Annotated in this window: 21 protein-coding genes and 1 pseudogene; 14 read left to right on the top strand and 8 right to left on the bottom strand. The window is 36.6% G+C overall.

Annotated elements, in window-relative coordinates:
- The first annotated feature begins 157 nt into the window (after nt 1-157).
- Nucleotides 158-796: a DUF421 domain-containing protein gene (locus FG390_RS04475; RefSeq protein WP_141189832.1), complete on the top strand. Its 639-nt coding sequence runs from the start codon at nt 158-160 to the stop codon at nt 794-796.
- A 97-nt stretch (nt 797-893) separates the two neighbouring features.
- Here the strand turns inward: FG390_RS04475 and FG390_RS04470 are convergent, their stop codons facing one another.
- On the bottom strand, nt 894-1,382 hold the full coding sequence (locus FG390_RS04470; protein WP_141189831.1) for a tetratricopeptide repeat protein: 489 nt from the start codon (nt 1,380-1,382) through the stop codon (nt 894-896).
- Between the two features lie 96 nt (nt 1,383-1,478).
- On the opposite strand from FG390_RS04470, the pseudogene FG390_RS04465 reads away from it, so the two are divergent.
- Nucleotides 1,479-2,027, top strand: a pseudogene (locus FG390_RS04465) (MFS transporter); the annotation flags it as partial.
- Nucleotides 2,028-2,125: 98 nt separating this feature from the next.
- Here the strand turns inward: FG390_RS04465 and FG390_RS04460 are convergent.
- From FG390_RS04460 to FG390_RS04445, 4 genes are all read right to left on the bottom strand, one after another.
- On the bottom strand, nt 2,126-2,521 hold the full coding sequence (locus FG390_RS04460) for a type II toxin-antitoxin system death-on-curing family toxin (RefSeq protein WP_141189830.1): 396 nt from the start codon (nt 2,519-2,521) through the stop codon (nt 2,126-2,128).
- Nucleotides 2,522-2,527: 6 nt separating this feature from the next.
- Complete coding sequence (locus FG390_RS04455; RefSeq protein WP_181406372.1) at nt 2,528-2,779, bottom strand: AbrB/MazE/SpoVT family DNA-binding domain-containing protein; 252 nt, start codon at nt 2,777-2,779, stop codon at nt 2,528-2,530.
- A gap of 490 nt (nt 2,780-3,269) precedes the next feature.
- A complete protein-coding gene (locus FG390_RS04450) occupies nt 3,270-4,490 on the bottom strand; it encodes an MFS transporter (protein WP_141189828.1) in 1,221 nt (406 codons plus the stop codon).
- A gap of 11 nt (nt 4,491-4,501) precedes the next feature.
- Nucleotides 4,502-4,951, bottom strand: coding sequence for a MarR family winged helix-turn-helix transcriptional regulator (locus FG390_RS04445; RefSeq protein WP_141189827.1), 450 nt, complete (start codon nt 4,949-4,951; stop codon nt 4,502-4,504).
- 195 nt (nt 4,952-5,146) lie between these two features.
- Between FG390_RS04445 and FG390_RS04440 the strand changes: the two genes are divergently transcribed.
- Entirely contained in the window at nt 5,147-5,374 is a 228-nt protein-coding gene (locus FG390_RS04440; RefSeq protein ID WP_141189826.1) for a YdbC family protein, read from the top strand.
- 104 nt (nt 5,375-5,478) lie between these two features.
- Here the strand turns inward: FG390_RS04440 and FG390_RS04435 are convergent, their stop codons facing one another.
- Both FG390_RS04435 and FG390_RS04430 read right to left on the bottom strand, forming a co-directional pair.
- Nucleotides 5,479-6,612: a zinc-dependent alcohol dehydrogenase gene (locus FG390_RS04435; RefSeq protein ID WP_141189825.1), complete on the bottom strand. Its 1,134-nt coding sequence runs from the start codon at nt 6,610-6,612 to the stop codon at nt 5,479-5,481.
- A gap of 359 nt (nt 6,613-6,971) precedes the next feature.
- Nucleotides 6,972-7,643: an SOS response-associated peptidase gene (locus FG390_RS04430; protein WP_141189824.1), complete on the bottom strand. Its 672-nt coding sequence runs from the start codon at nt 7,641-7,643 to the stop codon at nt 6,972-6,974.
- 223 nt (nt 7,644-7,866) lie between these two features.
- On the opposite strand from FG390_RS04430, the gene FG390_RS04425 reads away from it, so the two are divergent.
- From FG390_RS04425 to FG390_RS04390, 8 genes are all read left to right on the top strand, one after another.
- Complete coding sequence (locus FG390_RS04425; protein WP_246092681.1) at nt 7,867-8,556, top strand: M15 family metallopeptidase; 690 nt, start codon at nt 7,867-7,869, stop codon at nt 8,554-8,556.
- Between the two features lie 70 nt (nt 8,557-8,626).
- The gene (locus FG390_RS04420; protein WP_246092680.1) at nt 8,627-10,201 is read left to right on the top strand and encodes an ABC transporter substrate-binding protein; all 1,575 of its coding nucleotides are present in this window, start codon (nt 8,627-8,629) and stop codon (nt 10,199-10,201) included.
- A gap of 19 nt (nt 10,202-10,220) precedes the next feature.
- Entirely contained in the window at nt 10,221-11,225 is a 1,005-nt protein-coding gene (locus FG390_RS04415; protein ID WP_141189823.1) for an ABC transporter permease, read from the top strand.
- A 14-nt stretch (nt 11,226-11,239) separates the two neighbouring features.
- Nucleotides 11,240-12,118: an ABC transporter permease gene (locus FG390_RS04410; protein ID WP_141189822.1), complete on the top strand. Its 879-nt coding sequence runs from the start codon at nt 11,240-11,242 to the stop codon at nt 12,116-12,118.
- Between the two features lie 14 nt (nt 12,119-12,132).
- Nucleotides 12,133-13,095, top strand: coding sequence for an ABC transporter ATP-binding protein (locus FG390_RS04405; RefSeq protein WP_141189821.1), 963 nt, complete (start codon nt 12,133-12,135; stop codon nt 13,093-13,095).
- On the top strand, nt 13,092-13,862 hold the full coding sequence (locus FG390_RS04400) for an ATP-binding cassette domain-containing protein (RefSeq protein WP_141189820.1): 771 nt from the start codon (nt 13,092-13,094) through the stop codon (nt 13,860-13,862). The genes FG390_RS04405 and FG390_RS04400 overlap by 4 nt, the downstream gene beginning before the upstream one ends.
- 98 nt (nt 13,863-13,960) lie before the next feature.
- Nucleotides 13,961-14,557, top strand: coding sequence for a DNA-3-methyladenine glycosylase (locus FG390_RS04395; protein WP_141189819.1), 597 nt, complete (start codon nt 13,961-13,963; stop codon nt 14,555-14,557).
- A 463-nt stretch (nt 14,558-15,020) separates the two neighbouring features.
- Nucleotides 15,021-16,037: a PTS sugar transporter subunit IIC gene (locus tag FG390_RS04390; protein WP_141189818.1), complete on the top strand. Its 1,017-nt coding sequence runs from the start codon at nt 15,021-15,023 to the stop codon at nt 16,035-16,037.
- A 97-nt stretch (nt 16,038-16,134) separates the two neighbouring features.
- Here FG390_RS04390 and FG390_RS04385 read toward each other — a convergent pair whose 3' ends face one another.
- A complete protein-coding gene (locus tag FG390_RS04385) occupies nt 16,135-16,323 on the bottom strand; it encodes a hypothetical protein (protein ID WP_141189817.1) in 189 nt (62 codons plus the stop codon).
- Nucleotides 16,324-16,634: 311 nt separating this feature from the next.
- Between FG390_RS04385 and FG390_RS04380 the strand changes: the two genes are divergently transcribed.
- The 3 genes from FG390_RS04380 (at nt 16,635) to FG390_RS04370 (ending at nt 19,549) form a co-directional block, all read left to right on the top strand.
- Nucleotides 16,635-16,889 carry a DUF4190 domain-containing protein gene (locus FG390_RS04380; protein ID WP_141189816.1) on the top strand — a complete coding sequence of 85 codons (255 nt, stop codon included), beginning with the start codon at nt 16,635-16,637 and terminating at the stop codon, nt 16,887-16,889.
- Between the two features lie 246 nt (nt 16,890-17,135).
- The gene (locus FG390_RS04375) at nt 17,136-18,062 is read left to right on the top strand and encodes a TerB family tellurite resistance protein (protein WP_141189815.1); all 927 of its coding nucleotides are present in this window, start codon (nt 17,136-17,138) and stop codon (nt 18,060-18,062) included.
- Nucleotides 18,063-18,400: 338 nt separating this feature from the next.
- A complete protein-coding gene (locus FG390_RS04370; protein ID WP_141189920.1) occupies nt 18,401-19,549 on the top strand; it encodes an amidohydrolase in 1,149 nt (382 codons plus the stop codon).
- Nucleotides 19,550-19,955 lie beyond the last annotated feature (406 nt).

The following is a 19,955-nucleotide window of genomic DNA, read 5'->3' as shown; positions in this document are numbered from 1 at the left end:
GAAAGGATACAATTTTATATAGTTTGTGAAGGATGCCTTGTTTATGTTCGAAGCGGGGAGGGAATAGTGACGTAGGTTTTTTCAATGTTTAAAAGGAAATAGGAGAGAAAACGGGACACAATCCATACAAACACGATAGAAAAGGAAGTGAACTCCCGTGTATTTAACGACTACTTATAAATTACTAGTTGTCTTTGTTTGTTTGTGGGTGTTTGTTAGAATCCAGAGTAATAAAAAAATGCGGCAACTGACAGCTTTAGATTTTATTCATTTGTTTATTGTCACAAATATGCTTGCAAACTATTTAAATACCCCACCGAATATATTAGGATTAATTTATGCTATTGCTTTTTGGGCCGTGTTGATTTATTTACTTGAATTTTTAACTAGAAAAAGGAAGGGCAGAAAAATTATCTATGGGCAATCATCACCGTTAATTCACAATGGGAATATCAACATAAAAGAATTCAAAAAAAACAATTTAGAAATGGAGCAATTACGAATTTTGCTTCGAGAGCAGGGTGTTTATTCCTTATTTGATGTCAAACATGCCATCTTAGAAATTGATGGGTCTCTAACAGTGGTTAAAAAGGAAGATCCTAACTTATCTGCTTTATTAGTGGACGAAGGCGAAATTATTGAGGAACAATTACATAGAATCGACCAAAATAAAGAATGGTTAAGGAAAGAACTCAGCAAAAAGGGTTACGATAATGTCAACGACTTATATTGTGTGGAATGGTCAAAAAGAAACGGCTTTTACATCAAGAGTATGAGTGAAAAGACTAAAGGATAGAAGACCCGATTCCGTGGGGTTCCCATCGTAAAATTAATTAAGGAACTTCGAACCCTATTTAAAAACAAATATATAAGTAACATGATCTCCAAACCGCTTAATCCGATAAATCCATGTATTTTTCATAAAGAGCATCTTTAAATCCTTCAAATAAAGCTAGTTCTGAATTTTTTAACATCGCTAATCCAAGAACTTTTAATGCTTGTGATGGGCAATGATAGTCTAATAAAATGAGACTATAAAAACATTCTGCAACTACATTATTTGGATGCTTTTTTAGTGCTTCATTAATTATATTTAATGCTTCCTCAAGTTTGTTGATATTTCTAAAAGACGATGCTAAACAAATTAAAGCGACTTTTTCTTGATCTTTACTTAGGCCGAGCTGAATTGCCTTTTGATAATTTGGTATAGCAAGTTCTTCTTTTGATAATCCATCAAGCGACAATGCATATTTTAATCGAATATACACATTAGCTGAATATTGATTACATAATTTTTCTAAAATTTGTAACCCGTCATCTTCATGACTATTTTTTATTAATTCTTGTGCGTGTTTTATTTTTAAGCATATAAACTTCTCCAATTAAAAAACCACCTCTTTAAGTGAATAAATTTATTTTATACATTCAATTCTCAAATTATAACGAAAACGGGGATAGCCCCCTAAATTTAGGAGTTCCTATTCTTCTTTTTAACATGGTTCCCGAGTTATTTAGTAAAAGCACGGGGGGTGAGTATCAAAGATATGAGTATTATTTCGGTTATTCCTTGGGTCTTTGGATTTATTGGTTTAGCTGTAGGTGGGTTAGTTTCAGATTGGGTTTTTAAAAAGTTTGCCGGTAAAGGGATATTGTTTTCTCGTAAAATTGTCCTTGTTATTTGTTTATTTATATCGGCAGTCTGTATTGGCATTGCTGGTCTAGTAACAACCATCCCAAGTGCCGTTACCTTAGTCGCATTATCTGTTTTTTTTCTCTACTTAACAGGTGCGATATACTGGGCCATCATTCAAGACGTTGTAGACAAACATAACGTTGGATCTGTTGGCGGATTTATGCATTTCTTAGCCAATATTGCCGGTATTATCGGTCCGACTTTAACAGGATATATCGTTCAAACCTCAGGAACATTCACCATTGCTTTCCTTCTTGCAGGCGGATTAGCTATTATTGCCTCCCTTGCAGTCATTCGTTATGTTCAGCCAATAAATCATAAGATTAAAATATAGAAGGATGAAATATTGATAATTAGATGATAAATATCCTTGTTCAACCAAAGATCACCTATTATGTTAGTATTGGGTGATCTTTGGTGCATCACAGGCCATTACGGTCTTCTTTTTGAATTTCTTTTTAGCCACTGTGCAATAGTTTTTATTGGTGGTTTTTTGTTTACAACAAATAGTGTATATTCCTCTGCTTCTGTTTCGTTTGTGTCCAAAATAAAACCATTGAGTTTAAGAAATAAAAAGGTCGCAGCAAATCCTGTCCGTTTATTTGCATTATGGAAACCATGGTTTTGGCAGACGCTTGAAAATAATGCTGCGGCTTTTTCAAAAATTGAAGGATAAGCATCCTGTCCAAAAACACTTGATTGTGGTCTTTTTAGTGCACTATCAAGGAGTTTCTCATCTTTTACTCCCTTTTGTTCTCCGGGTGAATACTTGTTAATCATGAGGGCATTTAAGAAAATAATCTCTTTATCTGAAATAAATCGAACCATAGGCTATTATCTATCAACTAAATTTTTAAGTGTATAGTCGTATTTATCAAAAAGATCTTTAACACCATCTAAAAATTCTTGATCAATGCCCTCTAACCCATCGAAATTTAAGTTTTGGCTTTTCTTGAAGGTTACCTTGCCGTCACTTTCTAAAACAAATTTAATTTCATCACCCTGATCAGCGTTGAGGTGTTTTAAAACTTCACTAGGTAATGTGATACCTAGACTGTTACCTACTTTTGTAATTTTTCTTTCCATTTTGCCACCACCATTTTTATTAATTCCCTGTAGTATGATCATATGCTCTAAAATGTATATCAGTAATAGTTGTTATAATAATTATATATTGTTATAACTGTTATTACAATTATATGGAATATTAAGCTTAATAATGATAAAAATGAACTTTAAGTGCGTGTTCAAAAAGGTGACAAATTAGAAGCAAGAAGATCAAGGCGGCGCTGTTTTGAGGACCGGAATGTAGGTTTTTGCTACATGAGGACCGGAAAAACAAGAGGGCGCCAAGATTCGTAGCTTATCATTTGGTGACTTTTTGAACAACCTCTTTAAATTGAAAGTGCATTCAATACTTCGTTTTTCAACAACTATTGCATTTATTTTTATGAACACCTAAATAAATGATAATTTATGCTGCTGATCTTACCTTAAAAAAAGATTGAATAAAAAAGACCACAACATCCTATATAAAAAGGGAATTGTGGTTCTTTTCATAGATAGAAATATTTTTCTAAGCTCTCTGTTTCCCTATTGATAGCTCTCCCTTTGCTCTATGGGAGAGTTTTTTGAGTGCCAAGAGATAAAGAATGATTAACAAAACAATGAGAATAGATGAGAAACCATACATGGATCGATAACCGATTTGACCAGCCACTCCTCCAAGAGTCGATGCTCCAAAAGCCATGCCTAAATCCATAAAACTGAAGGCCATTGCATTGGCCGTACCTTTTTTATCTGGTGAAACCAAACTAACCGCCCAGGCTTGAAAGGTGGGTTGCATAATGCCATAGGCTATGCCATAGAACACTGCAGCAACAAAGAGTAAAGAAAAATGTTGTGTTATTGAGATTAAAATAAGTCCAATAATACCGCATATACTGGCTGGAATAATGAGATATTTATGTCCTTTTTGATCATAAATTTTTCCCGAAAAAGGTCGAATAGCTAGCGTAACAATGGCATTAATTAAGAAGAAAAGAGAGACTTTTCCAGCTAAGTGTGTTTCATTACTAATGCCATTAATAAAATTCACGATACCTGAGAAAGTAATATAAAAGATAAAGACAAGGAAACAAGGGAGTAATGCTCGTTTATCAAAGGCATATTGCCATATGGATGAATGTTGATTTGTTTTTTTCATAGGTTTTTCCAATGGAACAACAGGTGTTTCCTGTTTAATAATAAAACTAAAAAGACATGTTAAGACGAGTAAACCGATATTCACAAAGATCAATGTGTTGAATGTAAAATGATGAAGGAGTGTGAGAGCGACCATTGGACCTAGTGTCGTACCAAGACTTGTTGAAATGCCAAAGTAACCAATACCTTCTCCAATACGATGATTCGGGATGATATTGGTTGCCATTGTAGCAAGAAGCGTGGTTGCTACGCCAAAGCTTATCCCCTGTAATAGCCTTAAGACAACAAGAAAGGTCATAGAGCTTTGATTATAACTAATGACGAGTGTAAAAAGAACGCCTATTAACATAAAAGACAGGATTTTCTTCAGATTAACTTTGTGCATAATAATCCCAATGACTGGTCTTGAAATAATGGCCGCCAACATGAAGGCTGTTGTCATTATACCCCCCTTAGTTGGGTTTTGGGTGATCTCTGTAATGTAAGCTGGGAAACCAGCCGTCAGCATTTGAAGGGCTAAGAAGAAAATAAAAGATGTTAAAATAATCATAATAAATTGACCCGTCCATAATCGTGATGTTGATGATTGCAAAATTTAACCTCCTATTTGTTATTTTGTAAATCATGAAGTAGATCAATATTCTTCTGAATTTGTTCTAGAACATGTTGGAAAGTCTCTAAGTCCTCTTTTGGGATGTCGTTGACAATATTTTGAAAAAGGGATTCAACCTCATTATAGCGATCGTCTACCAACTTTCGGCCTTGTTCTGTGATCGCGATTAAGAAGGAACGACGATCGTTCGGATTTAATTTCCGGCTAATAAAACCGTTTTTTTCTAATAAATCAAGAATTTTTGTCAAGGTGGGTTGGTCTTTATCTGAACGTAGGGCTAACTGTTTCTGAGTTACATGATCTTGTTCTGTTAAACGTTTTAAAACGCCCCATTGCTCAGCCGTAAGCTGGGATTCTTTGAGATGATTTGAAAGTATGCGTGTAATTTTGCGGGCTGTTTTAGCTGTATTAAAACCAATCGTGTCATCTAATGAGTGCAAAATGGCTCCTCCTTTTGTAAAGCGTTACTTTATATTGTACTCTTTAAATTAATATGTGTAAATATAATTAGTACACTAACTATATATTAAGTAAAATCTTAAATTGGATACTAGGCTATTTATAGATGTAATTTATTGTTTATCCATACTTTTTGAGATATTCTAAAAAGAAAAAGTAAATAGGGTGGTGATGATTTGGCAGACATAAAATATGAGATAATTAAAACGATTGGAGAATTATCGGAATCGCCGAAGGGTTGGAAAAAACAACTGAACCTCATCAGTTGGAATGGAAGAGAACCAAAATATGACCTTCGTGACTGGTCTCCAGATGGTACTAAAATGGGAAAAGGTGTTACATTGTCAACGGAGGATTTAAAGGCACTTAAGGCTATTTTTAATCAAATGGATGGATTAGATTAAAGCTTTTATCATATATTGTTATTTAGTTAAGATTCTAAAAAACAATGACCTTATAAACATAAAACAACCCTTGTCTTAAAACAGACGAAGGGTTGTTTTGCCATTTAAGGGTTTAAAACAACTTTAATACAACCATCTTCAAAATTATTAAAGATTTTATAACCAGTACTCGCTTCTTCTAAGGGAATATGGTGGGTAATAATATCGGTAGGATCGATTTCTTGATGGATAATTTTATTGAAAAGTTCAGGCATCAAGTGGGCAGCAGGACATTGTCCCATTTTTAAGGTGACGTTTCTTGTGAAAAAGGCACCGAGTGGGAACATATTATAGTTACTACCATAAACACCTGTAATTTGAACGGTTCCACATTTTCTTACGGCTTTTGTCGAGATTTGAATAGGTCCAAGAGTACCACCTTGCAATTTTAATTTCTGTTCGATGAACTCAAGCGGAGATTTTTTTCCATCCATACCGACGCAGTCAATAACAACATCAGCGCCGCCTTGGGTGATTTCCTTTAAATGTTCACCCATATCATCATATTTAGTAAAATCAAACACTTCGACTTGGTTTGTTTTTCTAGCATGATTCATCCGATAATCAATATAGTCAACGGCGATCACTCGCTCTGCACCAGCCATCCAAGCAAATTTTTGAGCCATTAATCCAATCGGCCCACAACCTAAGATGATGACTGTGTCTCCCGGTTTAACTCCACCATGTTGAACACTCCAAAAAGCCGTTGGTAGAACATCAGATAGAAAAAGGAGAGAATCATCCTCAAGTTCACATGATTCCGGAATACGAAAAGGTGTGAAATTGCCAAAAGGCACTTTTAAATATTCTGCTTGGCCGCCTGGATGATCGCCAAATTTCTCAGTATAACCGAAATAACCACCAGAATCGTAATGTGGGTTTGAGTGATCACATTGGCTTTCAAATCCATGCTGGCAATAAATGCAATGCCCACAAGCCACGGTAAACGGAATGACCACGCGATCCCCTTTTTTTACTTTAGTCACATCAGGTCCAACCTCTTCAACAATTCCCATTGATTCATGACCAAGTAAATATCCTTTTCTAAGTGGGAAATTACCCTGGTAGAGATGTTTATCTGATCCGCAGATGGCAGCAGATGTAATTCGAACAATGACATCATCCTTTTTTTCTAACTTTGCATCCTCTACATTCTGAACTTCAATGTTATTCGGACCTTGATAAGTTACTGCTTTCACGTCTACCTACTCCAATCCTTGAAATACTTGCATCTTTAAGAAGTTGTTCAAAAAGTCATCAAATGATAAGCTACGAATCTCAGCGCCCGCTTGTTTTTCCGGTCCTCATGTAGCGGATACAAGAGGATCTTCAACTAAAATCGCTCACGTCCTGTGAGCAACGTTGAAGCTACCACATCGTGTGGAATGCCGGTCCTCAAAACATCGCCGCCTTGATCTTCTTGCTTCTAATTTGTCACCTTTTTGAACACGCACTTTAATAAGATTTCAATGTTCTTATGCAATTATTCAAGTTTAGATTGAAGTTCTCAAATATTATTAAATAGACCTTATTAAACGTTTGAAGGACAAGCATCACTTTAAAGCGAATTGATGTTACTAATTAAAGAAACGTCATCTAGACGAACATTGTTGACTTGAGTTGATACGGGGTGATACGTCATTTGATCAGGTTTATAAGGGTTTAATAGAGATTTAAGTAGCTGGCTATCTTTTATTGACCGATCAAGCCAAATCGTTTCAGCTTCTTTTGTTAAGATCACAGGCATTCGATGGTGAATTTCCTTCATTAACGTATTTGCGGCAGTCGTAATGATCGTACATGTTGTCAGCGTTTGATCGTTATGCTGCCATTTATCCCATAACCCGGCCATAGCAAATGGAGTGCTATCTTCTAATAATATCCGCATCGGTTGTTTGCCTTCTTCTGTTGCTTTCCATTCATAGAAACTATCAGCTAAAATTAGACATCGTCGGCGGGATAAAAGAGTCTTATAGGAAGGTTTTTCATCGATACTTTCAGCACGCGCATTAATCATTTTGTATCCAATTTTTGGTTCTTTAGCCCAAAACGGAACAAGCCCCCATTTTAATAAACCAGCTCTTCTTCTATTTGTTTGATCACTAACGACTGTCAAGATATTTTGACCTGGTGCAATATTATATCGGGGCTCAATAAGCACGTCATTAGAAAACAGAAAACGTTCCTTCAAAATATCTAAATCTGTCACAAGGGTATACCGGCCACACACATTAACCCCTCCTTTTAAACCATTTCCAATTTAGATCTATTTTTATACAGCATACAAAGTGCTTCTTAAATTTTCAACTAAATTAAAATGACATGGGGATGGAAAATCATCTAAAATGTTCAAAATAAATAAAAAACATTGTTAGGAAATATGACAATATCCCACAATATTGTGAACATTAATCTTATAATAATGCATAAATTAAAAATTAAAAAGGTGGTGGATGGGACAAACCATGAATGATGGAAAGCACGAGAAACTCGGTGTTATATTTTCTAAAAAAGATGAACCGCTTGTATCAATGCGAAATCGATCACCTAAAATAGTGATTCATCCTATCTATTATCAAAAGAATATACTCGGAACTTCAGATGATTTGTTTTTAAGAGAAGGTGTTGCTAGGAAAGTCATTTCTGCTGCAAATCAGCTGCCAGAAGGCTTATCTTTGGTTCTTTTGGATGGATGGAGGTCGTATGAAACGCAATTGTATATCTATAAAAAAACCATTTATGAATTTAAAAAAATGGGATATACAGATGAGAAAATAAAACGAGACATAGGATCCTTTGTCGCTTATCCTTCAAAGGACCCAGAAAAGCCAGCCCCTCATTTTACGGGTGGAGCTATTGATCTGACGATTGCAAAAGATATGGAATGGCTTGATATGGGAACTGACTTTGATGACTTTTCGGACAAGGCCTATCTTGATTATTATGAGAACTGCGAAAACCTTACAGAACAAGATACGGTAAGAAGAGATAATAGAAGACTTCTAAAAGCCATCATGACTCAAGAAGGCTTTACCGTCAATCCATCAGAATGGTGGCATTATGATTTTGGAAATAGACCTTGGTCAGAGAAGACAAAACAGAGCATGTTGTATTCAGGTATTTCTAAATGGCCGTTGGAATAATCCTGCGGGATATACCTTACTTATCATATTGAGTCATTTTACATAAGCAAATGAATATGGGGGGCTTACTTTGAAAAAAACATTAACTTTGATAATATCGATTATCATGTTATTTTCCATCACTACGGCTTGTGCTAAGAATTCTAATGCACCGTCTTCAAAAAAAGATTCAAAATATAAAGTGAATTCATCACTGACCGTAGCAATCAGTGCAGATCAAGGTACCCTAGACCCTGCAGTTACAATGGATAACTCGGCATGGAAAATAACATACCCTGCATATGAAAGATTAGTCGATTTTGATGGTGAAAGTACAAATGTGAAGGCGGGCTTAGCAAAAGACTGGTCCGTGAGTAAAGATGGGAAGACATGGACATTTCATTTAAATAGTGGCCATAAATTTTCTGACGACACACCAGTAGACGCTAAAGCTGTTAAATTTAGTTTCGAACGGCTTTTAAAAGTGGCCAAAGGACCGGCAAGTGTTTATAGTGAAATCTCAAAAGTAGAGGCTCCAACCTCTGATACTGTTGAATTCACTCTAAAACAAAATTTTCCTCCATTTTTGTCAACTCTAGCGGCTAACTATGTCAATATCGTGAATCCAAAAGTAATGGATAAAGAAAAAGACGGAGATATGGGGCAAGGTTATCTTGCCAACCACACGATGGGAAGTGGCCCTTATCAACTAACAACGTGGAAAAAAGGAGAGTATATCCAACTAGGATTAAACCCACATTCAACTGTAAAACCTGCTCTGAAAAAGGTAACCTTTAAAATTGTAAGTGATTCATCTGCTCAAAAACTACAATTACAAAAAGGCGATGTCGATATTGCAGAAGGTGTTCCTGTTGATCAAATAGAATCTCTTAAATCTGTTAAAAATGTGACATTGCTTCAAAAACCTAGTTTGCTAGTAGATTATGTTTATATTAATTCTAGTAAAGGAAACGAGGCTTTAAAAAATAAAAAAGTGAGACAAGCATTAAATTATGGCATCGACTATCCATCACTTATTAAAGCTGTTCAACAGGGGTACGCTACGCAAAGTCGTGGGCCTATACCTAAAGGACTTTGGGGTTACGATAACAATGCAAAACAATATCAACTAGATGCCGATAAAGCCAAATCTTTATTAAAAGAAGCTGGGGTTTCTAATGTAACGTTAAACCTTCTGTACTCGGATAATAATACTTGGTGGGAAACGGAAGCTCTAACTATTCAATCTCAATTGGCTAATATTGGTGTAAAGGTCAAATTAAATAAAGTGGCCTACGCAACTTCACGAGACATGATGGATAAAGGTGAGTTTGATTTAGCTTTAGGTGTTTGGAGTCCAGACTTCGCCGACCCATTTGCTTTCATGAATTTCTGGTATGATTCGAAAAACTTTGGTTTAGCCGGAGACCGTGCATTTTATAAAAATGCAAAGGTAGACCAATTATTAGCTGAAGCAGCTACGTCAAATGATCAGTCAAAACGTGAAGTACTATACAAAAATATTCAAAAAATTGTTATTGACGATGCGCCATATATTTTGCTTTATCAAAAAGATTACTTACTACCGATGAACAAAAATGTTAAGGGATTTGAATTTAATCCAATGTTACAAGGTATTTACAATTTACAAGATATGTCTAAATAACCTTATGAGGTGATGCAGCATGATGAAAATGGTTATGAGACGAATGGTTTTTCTTGTTTTTGTTATTTTTGGGGTGTCTTTAGTGACGTTTATACTTTCGCATATCATTCCAGGAGATCCCGCTAGTATGATGGCGGGTCAACATGCAAGTAAACAAGCTGTAGAACATATACGTCAGCAATTGGGTCTAGATCAACCGATCTGGATCCAATATGTTGAGTATATGAAGGGGCTTCTTTCAGGTGATTTAGGAACTTCGATTCGGACACAAAATCCAGTCATAGATGATTTAGCTAACTATTTCCCAGCCACCCTAGAACTCGCTATAGCTGCTTTTATTATAGCTATTTTGATAGGCATTCCTTTAGGAATCGTGTCAGCAGTGAAAAAGAATCAATTTTGGGATCATGCTAGTCGTATTTTTTCAATAAGTGGTGTCTCTATTCCTGTATTTTTTAGTGGATTAATTGCTATATTAATTTTTTATGGCTATCTCAATTGGTTTCCGGCTAATGGTCGAATCGATATGAACATTAATCCGCCGACTCGGATAACAAGTTTTTATATTATTGATAGCTTGTTAAGTGGAGACATGATCGCTTTAACAAGTAGTCTACAACACATCGTTCTCCCAGCTTTAGTTCTGTCTTATGCTCAGCTTGCAATTATTACGCGCCAAGTTAGAGCAAGTATGTTAGAGGTTTTAAGTCAGGAGTATGTTCGAACGGCTAGGGCGAATGGTATTCATGGTTATAACCTGCTAATTCGATATGCTCTAAGAAATGCCTTAGTTCCCACAGTAACTGTTATTGGTACATCGTTTGGTGCTCTACTAGGAGGAGCCGTTGTAACAGAGACCATTTTTGATTGGCCAGGAATGGGGAAATATGTAGTTGATTCCATTGCTTACTTAGATTTTCCTGCTATTATGGGATTCACACTTTTTATATCAATTGGTTATGTCTTGATTAACTTGATGGTGGATGTAACATATTTCATTCTCAATCCACAGATGAAAGAGTAGGAAAGGAGAATACGATGATTAATCCACAAATAGTTACAGAAGCAAAGGAGAAAAATACTAAAACACATCCTATATGGTTCAAGTTAAAACATAACAAAATGACGACTATTGGCTTTCTTGTCTTATTTCTGATAGTTTGTCTAGCTATTTTGGCTCCTATTTTAACGCCTTATGATCCCGCAAAAATAAATGTTGCTGAGAAATTTCAAGGACCATCATTACAACACTTATTTGGAACTGATGAGGTAGGAAGAGATATTTTAACCAGGATTTTATTTGGGGCTAGATTATCTCTGGGTGTTGGATTACTTGTTATTTTTGTTGCAGCTTGCATTGGTATATTCATAGGTGCCGTATCTGGTTATTTTGGAGGTATAATTGACCAGATTATCATGAGAGTGATGGATATGTTATTGGCTTTCCCAACACTTATTTTAGCTATGGCTCTTACTGCTTCATTAGGTCCTAGTTTACATAACGCTATGATGGCTATTGCTATTGTAGAAATTCCCATTTATGTTCGCCTTGCTCGGAGTGAAACGCTAGTATTAAGAGAAAAGTTATTTGTTAAATCTGCTGTCGTGTTCGGTATTAAACCTATTCCCATTATATTGAAACATATTATTCCAAATGCCGTTTCTCCTGTTATTATTCAAGCAACACTGGATGTAGGTAACGCTATATTAATGATTGCAACACTTGGCTTTTTAGGTTTAGGGGCACAACCACCTACTCCAGAATGGGGGTCAATGATAAGCACTGGATGGAAATACTTGCTTGATTATTGGTGGTACCCGACATTTCCTGGAATCTTTCTTTTCTTAACATCAGGTGCACTTAACTTAATTGGCGATGGTGTTAGAGATATTCTAGATCCTAAGTCAAATAGGTAGGGAGAGTGTGATACATGTTAGATATTAAAAATCTATCTATAGAATTTAATGATCTTAACGGTAAAGTAAAAGCGTTAAGGAATATAAATTTTCACATAGAGCAGGGAGAAATTGTAGGTGTTGTTGGAGAGTCGGGATCAGGTAAATCAGTAACGGCTCTTTCCATTTTGGGTTTACTGGATGAAAATGCACATATCTCAAATGGGAGTATTACATATCATGATCAAAATTTATTAGAAATGAATCCAAAAGACATCCAATCTCTAAGAGGTAAAAAAATTGGTATGGTATTTCAAGAACCGATGACAGCTCTCCATCCAACCATGAAGATTGGACAACAATTAATGAAAGTGATCAGACAGCATAAAAAGGTAAATAAAAAAGAGGCCGATCGTTTTGCCATCGAAGCATTAAAGGATGTTCATATTCATCATCCTGAAAAAGTCGCCAAACAATATCCATTTGAATTAAGTGGGGGTATGAGACAACGTGTTGTCATCGCCTTAGCGATGTCTAGTCCACCCGAATTGTTATTAGCCGATGAACCAACAACGGCTCTTGATGTAACTGTTCAATCAGAAATCCTAAACTTAATGAAAGAACTTAATCAAAAAAGGAATACATCCATCCTTTTGATAACACATGATTTAGGAGTTGTTTCTCAGTTATGTGATCGTACAATTGTAATGTATGCAGGTCAAATTGTGGAAACAGGATTAACCTTTGATGTATTGCATTCCCCAAAGCACCCATATACGAAAGCTTTGTTAAATTCTCTACCAGATCTAAAAAAACAAGACCAGCCATTGGAAGCTATAGAAGGTGAAGTCCCTGATTTAAGAAATCCACCTGTTGGCTGTCCGTTCAATTCTCGTTGTAAGCATACTATGCCGGTTTGTCATGAGCATGATCCGAAACTAGAGATTTGTGAAGGCAATCATTATGTAGCTTGCTGGCTAAGGAGAGATAAAGTATGACTCCACTTGTCCAAATCAATCATATAAACAAAATATACGGAAACAGGAAGGATGTCATTGAAGCTGTCAAAGATATCTCATTGCCAGTTTATGAAGGGGAAACTCTAGGATTGGTTGGAGAGTCTGGATCAGGTAAAAGCACGCTTGGGAAATTACTCATAGGATTAGAGGCACCAACGAGTGGTGAAATTACTTATAGAGATAAAGTACTGTGGAAAAAGAAAAGGTTTATGCGACCAAGACCAGGTGAAATTCAAACGGTATTTCAAGATCCTCAATCATCACTTGATCCAAGGTTGAGAGTTAAACAAATTATATTTGAACCGTTAAGCGCCCTGCCACTTAAAGAAAGAAAAGAAAAAGGCTCCATAGAAAGGTTACATGCACTTGTGAAACGTGTGGGATTAAAAGTCGAACATCTCGATCGTTATCCACATGAATTTAGCGGTGGACAGAGGCAAAGAATTGCGATTGCAAGAGCACTTATTACAGGGCCTTCTTTCATAGTGCTTGATGAGCCAACATCAGCATTAGATGTATCCGTACAAGCCCAAGTCTTGAATTTATTAAAAGAACTTAAGCAAGAAAACCAGCTAACTTTTTTGTTTATATCTCACAATATGTCGGTGATACGCTATATGTGTGATCGTATTGCGGTCATGTATAAAGGGGGGTTAGTTGAGATTGATGAAACCAAAAACGTGCTTAACCATCCTAAACACGACTATACAAAAATGTTGTTATCCTCAATGTTAAAAGTGAATTGACCCCATGATAAAAATCTCCCTTTTCTTCCATCTTGAAAACGATTTATGTATAATGCTACTTAAATCGCCTAAGGATAGTTAATCAAGGGAGTTTTTTTATGAAAATCGATTTAATACCATTACCACAAACCTTTTACGAACAATCGACGTTGCATTTAGCGGAATCTCTACTTGGTTGTTTACTTGTCAAAGAAACGCCAGAAGGAAGATGTTCGGGATTTATTGTAGAAACCGAAGCATACATGGGAGCCAATGATCGTGCAGCCCATAGTTTTGGAAACAGGCGTACAAAGCGAACAGAGATCATGTTTTCGGATGCGGGTCATGCCTATACTTATACAATGCATACGCATGTCCTGTTAAATGTTGTTAGTAATAAAAAAGGGATTCCACATGGGGTTTTAATTCGTGCAATTGATCCAATAGAAGGACTCTCGCTGATGGAAGAAAGGCGAAAGGGTCGACCTATGCGTGAATGGACAAATGGACCAGGAAAATTGACGAAAGCGATGGGAATTACTTTAGCCGATTATGGTCATCATTTTACAGAACCACCCCTTTATATCACACAGGGCTACAAACCAGAAAAAATAGAAACAGGGCCCCGGATTGGTATTAAAAATACAGGTGAAGCTCGTTTTTATCCTTGGAGATTCTGGGTATCAGGAAATCCATATGTATCTAAAACAAGATGAAACCTCCATCAGTGGAGGTTCTTTTCTTGATGATTATTTAGACGGTTTTGAAGGCGCTTTTTTCCTTCTAGTATTTTTGGACTTCTTTTCTTAATCTCTATTAAAAAAGAAAATCCGATAATTAAAATAATTATCTATAGAATTTTTCTTGTTTACCAAATATAAAAATTCTGATAATATTACTACCAACACAACAAATGAGGTGAATGTAATGAACCTGATTCAAATTATTGAAGTCAATTATCTGGGAATTATAAATGATCGATCAATTATATAGGGACTCTAAATAATCCATAATCGAATATGGTCTAATTAGAGCCCCTTCTAAAAACATGGCGCTCTAAGGTTAGAATAATTGCGCCCATCCGAACTAGGAGGGTTTTTTATTACCCTGAAATTATCAGATATTTTTGAAAAAACATAATGTCAATGAGTATAAATAGTCATTAGAGGAGACAGAAACATGAAGAAAAATATAATTGATCAAATGTATAAAGTATCGACAGGAGTTGCAAACGCGGTATTAGTGACTCTAGGTGTTGGATTGTTATTTGAAACATTAGGTAAATTTACAGGCATTGCGGCCTTCTTAACGATAGGTGCCGCTGCTAAAGTATTATTAGCCCCTGCCATCGGTGCTGGAATTGCCCACCAACTCAAGGGCAATACGCTTGTTATGTTTAGTGCCATTGTCTGTGCAGCGGTTGGAGGGGGCGCCATTCATGCCGTGGATGGTGGAGCTTTCACGATAGTGTCTGGACAACCCATCAGTGCTCTCCTTGCAGCAGTACTTGCAACGATCGTCGGTAATTGGATCACGGGCAAAACGAAGTTAGATATGATGGCTATTCCGTTTGCTTCTGTATTTGTTGGCGGACTTGCCGGTGTTGGCTTAAATGCTGTAACAACGCCATTTTTACAGTGGTTAAGTGGACAAATCACTTCATCAGTGACCGGCTCACCCCTTCTTGGTTCCATTGTTATTGCCCTTGTTTGGAGTATCTTGTTAATGTCACCTGCATCATCTGTTGCTTTGGCCATTGCGCTTCAAATGGACCCAGTTTCAAGTGCTGCTGCGTTGATTGGATGTACAGTTCAATTTGTCGGCTTTACGGCAATGTCATTGAGACAAAACGATATCGGTGGATTTTTAGCCCAATCAGTTGTTACACCGAAAGTACAATTTCCGAATCTCGTTAAAAATCCACTCCTTATGATACCAACCTTTGTTACGGCGATGATTTGTGCACCTATAGCTACACTAGCCTTTAACTTTGAGTCATCTTATGAACTTGCTGGCTTAGGACTAAATTCATTAATAGCTCCTCTTCATATCCTAGCTACACAAGGTATTAGTGGATTTACAATTTATATTTCAATCGGTGTCATTCTCCCATTAGTCTTATCGCTTACTCTTTATTTTGTTATTAAACGCTTGGGATGGGCAAAAGTTGGCGATTTGCATATGAAAATACAGTAGGTAAATAAATATAAAGTCCTCATTGATGTTACACTTTATACATCAATGAGGACTTTTTCCGTTAGATTATTATTTTTTTCATGTCTTTCATATGGATTTACAAAATAATTTTTAAACCTCCCATAATGATGGCTGTGATAGGAACGAGGACCCAAATATTTCTGGCTAAAATAATTGAAACTGACTGTTTTTCAGGCAAGGAATCCATTTTTTGTTCAAGTTTATCAAGTTTTGTATGTAACTCTTTCAACTTGTTTTCAATTCTTTCAATCTTTTCTTCATTCATCTGATAAACCATCTCCTTCACAATATTTTCGTTCAGATTAAATTAAAGACAGCATATTATTATGATAGTAATGGAGATAAATGATTTTCACCTTAAGAGGTTGCTTGAAAAAATCACCAAATGATAGTGCGAATCTCGGCGCCCGCTTGTTTTTCCGGTCCTTATGTAGCAAAAAGATTGAGATAAATAATTTTCACTTTAATCTAATTATATGATTATATGTAAGTATCAAGTTTTTATAAACCAAATGGCGTTTAGACTGAAACTTATATATCTCAATATCGTAAACTATTTAAGGTGGTGAAAGTTAATTGAAAAGCCATTATTATGCGATTGCTTCTTTCACGTTAGGAATATTATCTATATTTATTCCGATTCTGGGATTAATATTAGCTGTGTTAGGACTCATTTTTACATATAGAAGTATAAAAATGGCAAAGGAAATGAGACAACCTTTAAGCGGATTGTCTATCGCTGGGTTTATTTGTAGTCTGGTTGGTTTTATTGTGCAGAGTTTTGTAGTATTAATGATGGTATCTTCGTATATCACATTTTCAAACTTCTAATCATATGGTTTGATGAACTACAATGATTATCGATGAATTTAACCGTATTGACTTTTTATCCCGCCTTAACGGAGAGCATTGACCCCCACCTCAAGATTCTGAGTAGTCAAAGAAGATAGGTGGGAGAACGCAGGCTAAAAACCAGGCATCCTGTCGCAAACCCTGCACTAGTATATCCTGTGCGTCGAAAAACCCCCACTGATGGAAGTTTTACTTTATTTATGGTTCTAGAAAGGTGTTTATAAGATGGGCTTTTTTTATATGATACTTATGGGTGTCATTGCTTCAGTCATTGCATCCTTTAAAAATAGAAATGTTGTCATTTGGTTCGCTGTTGGGTTTATTACAAATATCTTTGGTGTCATCATTTTATTATTTCTTCCAACTGTTGGAGAGTCCAGGCAATCTCGCGGCTACAATACGGAGCAGAAATATACAGGAAATCAAAACCATCAACGAATTTGGGTTGTATGTCCACATTGTGGCACAAATGTGATGGTGACAAGTTCAGGTATTTGGCAATGTCCACATTGCCACCATGATTTTCGATATGATGAGGAAGATCAAACGGGATATTCACCATCACTCCCTTATAGCGTGGAGCTTATTGTCAAATTGTTTGCGAAAATGGCGAAGGCGGACGATGTTGTTAGTGAACGAGAGATTCATAAGGTGGATGAAATTATTAAGACAAGCTTGAGGCCGAGTGAAACGGATCTTCGGTTAATTAGAGAAACATTTAATTTGGCAAAAAAATCACCTGAAACGTATGTGACGATCATTAGGGAACTTTATCAAGAGTTATATCAAGATATCAATACATTAGCCTATATTGTCGAAGCACTTCTTCAAATTGCGAGGGTAGATGGCTCTATCCATCCGAAACAAGAAGAAATTCTTTCGTTTGCGATTAAGCAATTTGGTCTTGGTCAAGGACAGAATCAATATACAGCTGAAAAGGAACAAAGTCTAGATGACTACTATCGTATTTTAGGATGCAGTCAGGGTGACTCTTTACAAACGATAAAAAAGAGATATCGACAATTAATCAAAGAGAATCACCCAGATCAATATATGAGCAAACAAGTCCCTAAAGAGGTCGTTGAAAAGGCTAACAAGAAAATTAAAGAGATTAAAGAGGCCTATGAAAAAATAGTGGCGGCGAGAAGTTGATAAATAATGGCCAAGTATTAATAGTGTAGATTTGTTTAAGAGGTTGTTCAAAAAGTCACCAAATGATAGTGCGAATCTCGGCGCCCGCTTGTTTTTCCGGTCCTCATGTAGTAAAAACCTACATTCCGGTCCTCAAAACAGCGCCGCCTTGATCTTCCGACGCCTAGGATGGGCTAGTACTGGCGTTCTGGCAGGATGCCAGCGTACTTAGCCAGTAACCCTTTTCGTTTGTCACCTTTTTGAACACGCACTTTAAGAAGGAATTTTGATAGAAATGGCGAAATCGATTAAGAGAACTTCGAAAAAATAAAGGGGGATTAATCATGTCCCAAAGTACATTGATCAATATTATTGAAAATTTGGAGGAAGAACTTGTTTCCGTTAGGCATAATCTTCATTCGGAACCTGAACTCTCAAACGAAGAATTTGAAACAACAAAGAAACTAAGAAACTGGCTTAATAAAGCTCATATTCGTATTCTTGATGTTCCATTAAGAACAGGACTGATTGCGGAAGTATCAGGAAATCCAACAGGACCGGTCATCGCTATTCGTGGGGACATTGATGCTTTACCTATCCATGAGGAAGCCGACGTGTCCTACCGTTCAAAATATGATGGAATAATGCATGCATGTGGTCATGATTTCCATACAGCAGCGATTCTAGGAGCGGCCTATCTTCTCAAACAAAAGGAATCCTTCCTAAAAGGAACGGTTCGTATTATATTCCAACCTGCTGAAGAAACAGGGCATGGAGCTAAAGCCATTTTGAATTCACAAGGTTTGAAAGATGTACAAGCGATCTTTGGTTTACATAATAAACCTTCACTGAAGTTAGGAGAGTTAGGTACCCGAATCGGTCCATCTTCCGCTGGTGTCGATCGATTTGAAATTCATGTGGAGGGGATTGGCACCCATGCGGCTCATCCTGACTTGGGTATAGATCCTATATTGGTTACAGGCCATATCATCACGGCCTTACAATCCATTGTTAGCCGAAATATTGATTGGCAAGATAGTGTAGTTGTTAGTGTCACGCACATTCAAAGCGGAAATACTTGGAATGTTATTCCGAGTACGGCTTATCTAGAAGGAACCGTTCGAACGTTTAGCGAAACCATTCGAGAAGAAATTCCAAAACGTATCAGAACGATCATTGAAGGGATTGCAGCTACATTTGGAGCAAAAGCAACCCTTGCATGGCACCCAGGTCCGCCATCTGTTGTTAATGATAAAGACTGGACACCTTTCACGTTTGGTGTGGCAAAGGAAAGTGGTTTTAGTACAGTTGAAATTGAACCATCTGCAGGTGGAGAGGATTTCGCTTTTTATCAACAACAAATACCAGGAACCTTTGTAGATATCGGGACTTCACAGCCATATAATTTACACCATCCTAAATTCACGGTTGACGATGCTGCTTTACTTCCAAGCGCCAAATTCTTTGCACTACTCGCAGAACGTGCTCTTGAAAGATTAGATCATTAATCCTAAAGACCCATACGGAAAGCTCATTGAAAGAAGATATGAAAATTCAGTGAAAGGCTATTTTCAGAATATGATAGAGTGATTGATTCACCACGCTATTTACAGTGGATTTTTATTGTTTTGGATAGTCACGATTTTTACACCTATCCCTTTATCCCGCCTTAACGGGCAGTAAGACCCCCCCACCTCATGATTCTGAGTATTCAAAGAAGATAGGTGGGGATCAACTGCCCGTAAAGGTCCGATTGGTTCAAGCTTTCCATCAGTGGGGGATGAAGCAGGCTAAAAACACTACGTCCTGGCTGGCGCCTGCTACTTGCCATCCTGTGCGTCGAAAAACCCCCACTGATGGAAGTTTCACATTATTAACATATTTTCAATCATAATCATATGTTTATATCGAAAT

The sequence above is a fragment of the Terrilactibacillus laevilacticus genome (genome assembly GCF_006517395.1).
Taxonomy (GTDB): domain Bacteria; phylum Bacillota; class Bacilli; order Bacillales; family Sporolactobacillaceae; genus Terrilactibacillus; species Terrilactibacillus laevilacticus.
The sequence above is the reverse complement of the archived record's forward strand: the minus strand, read 5'-3'. Positions and strand labels throughout refer to the sequence as shown.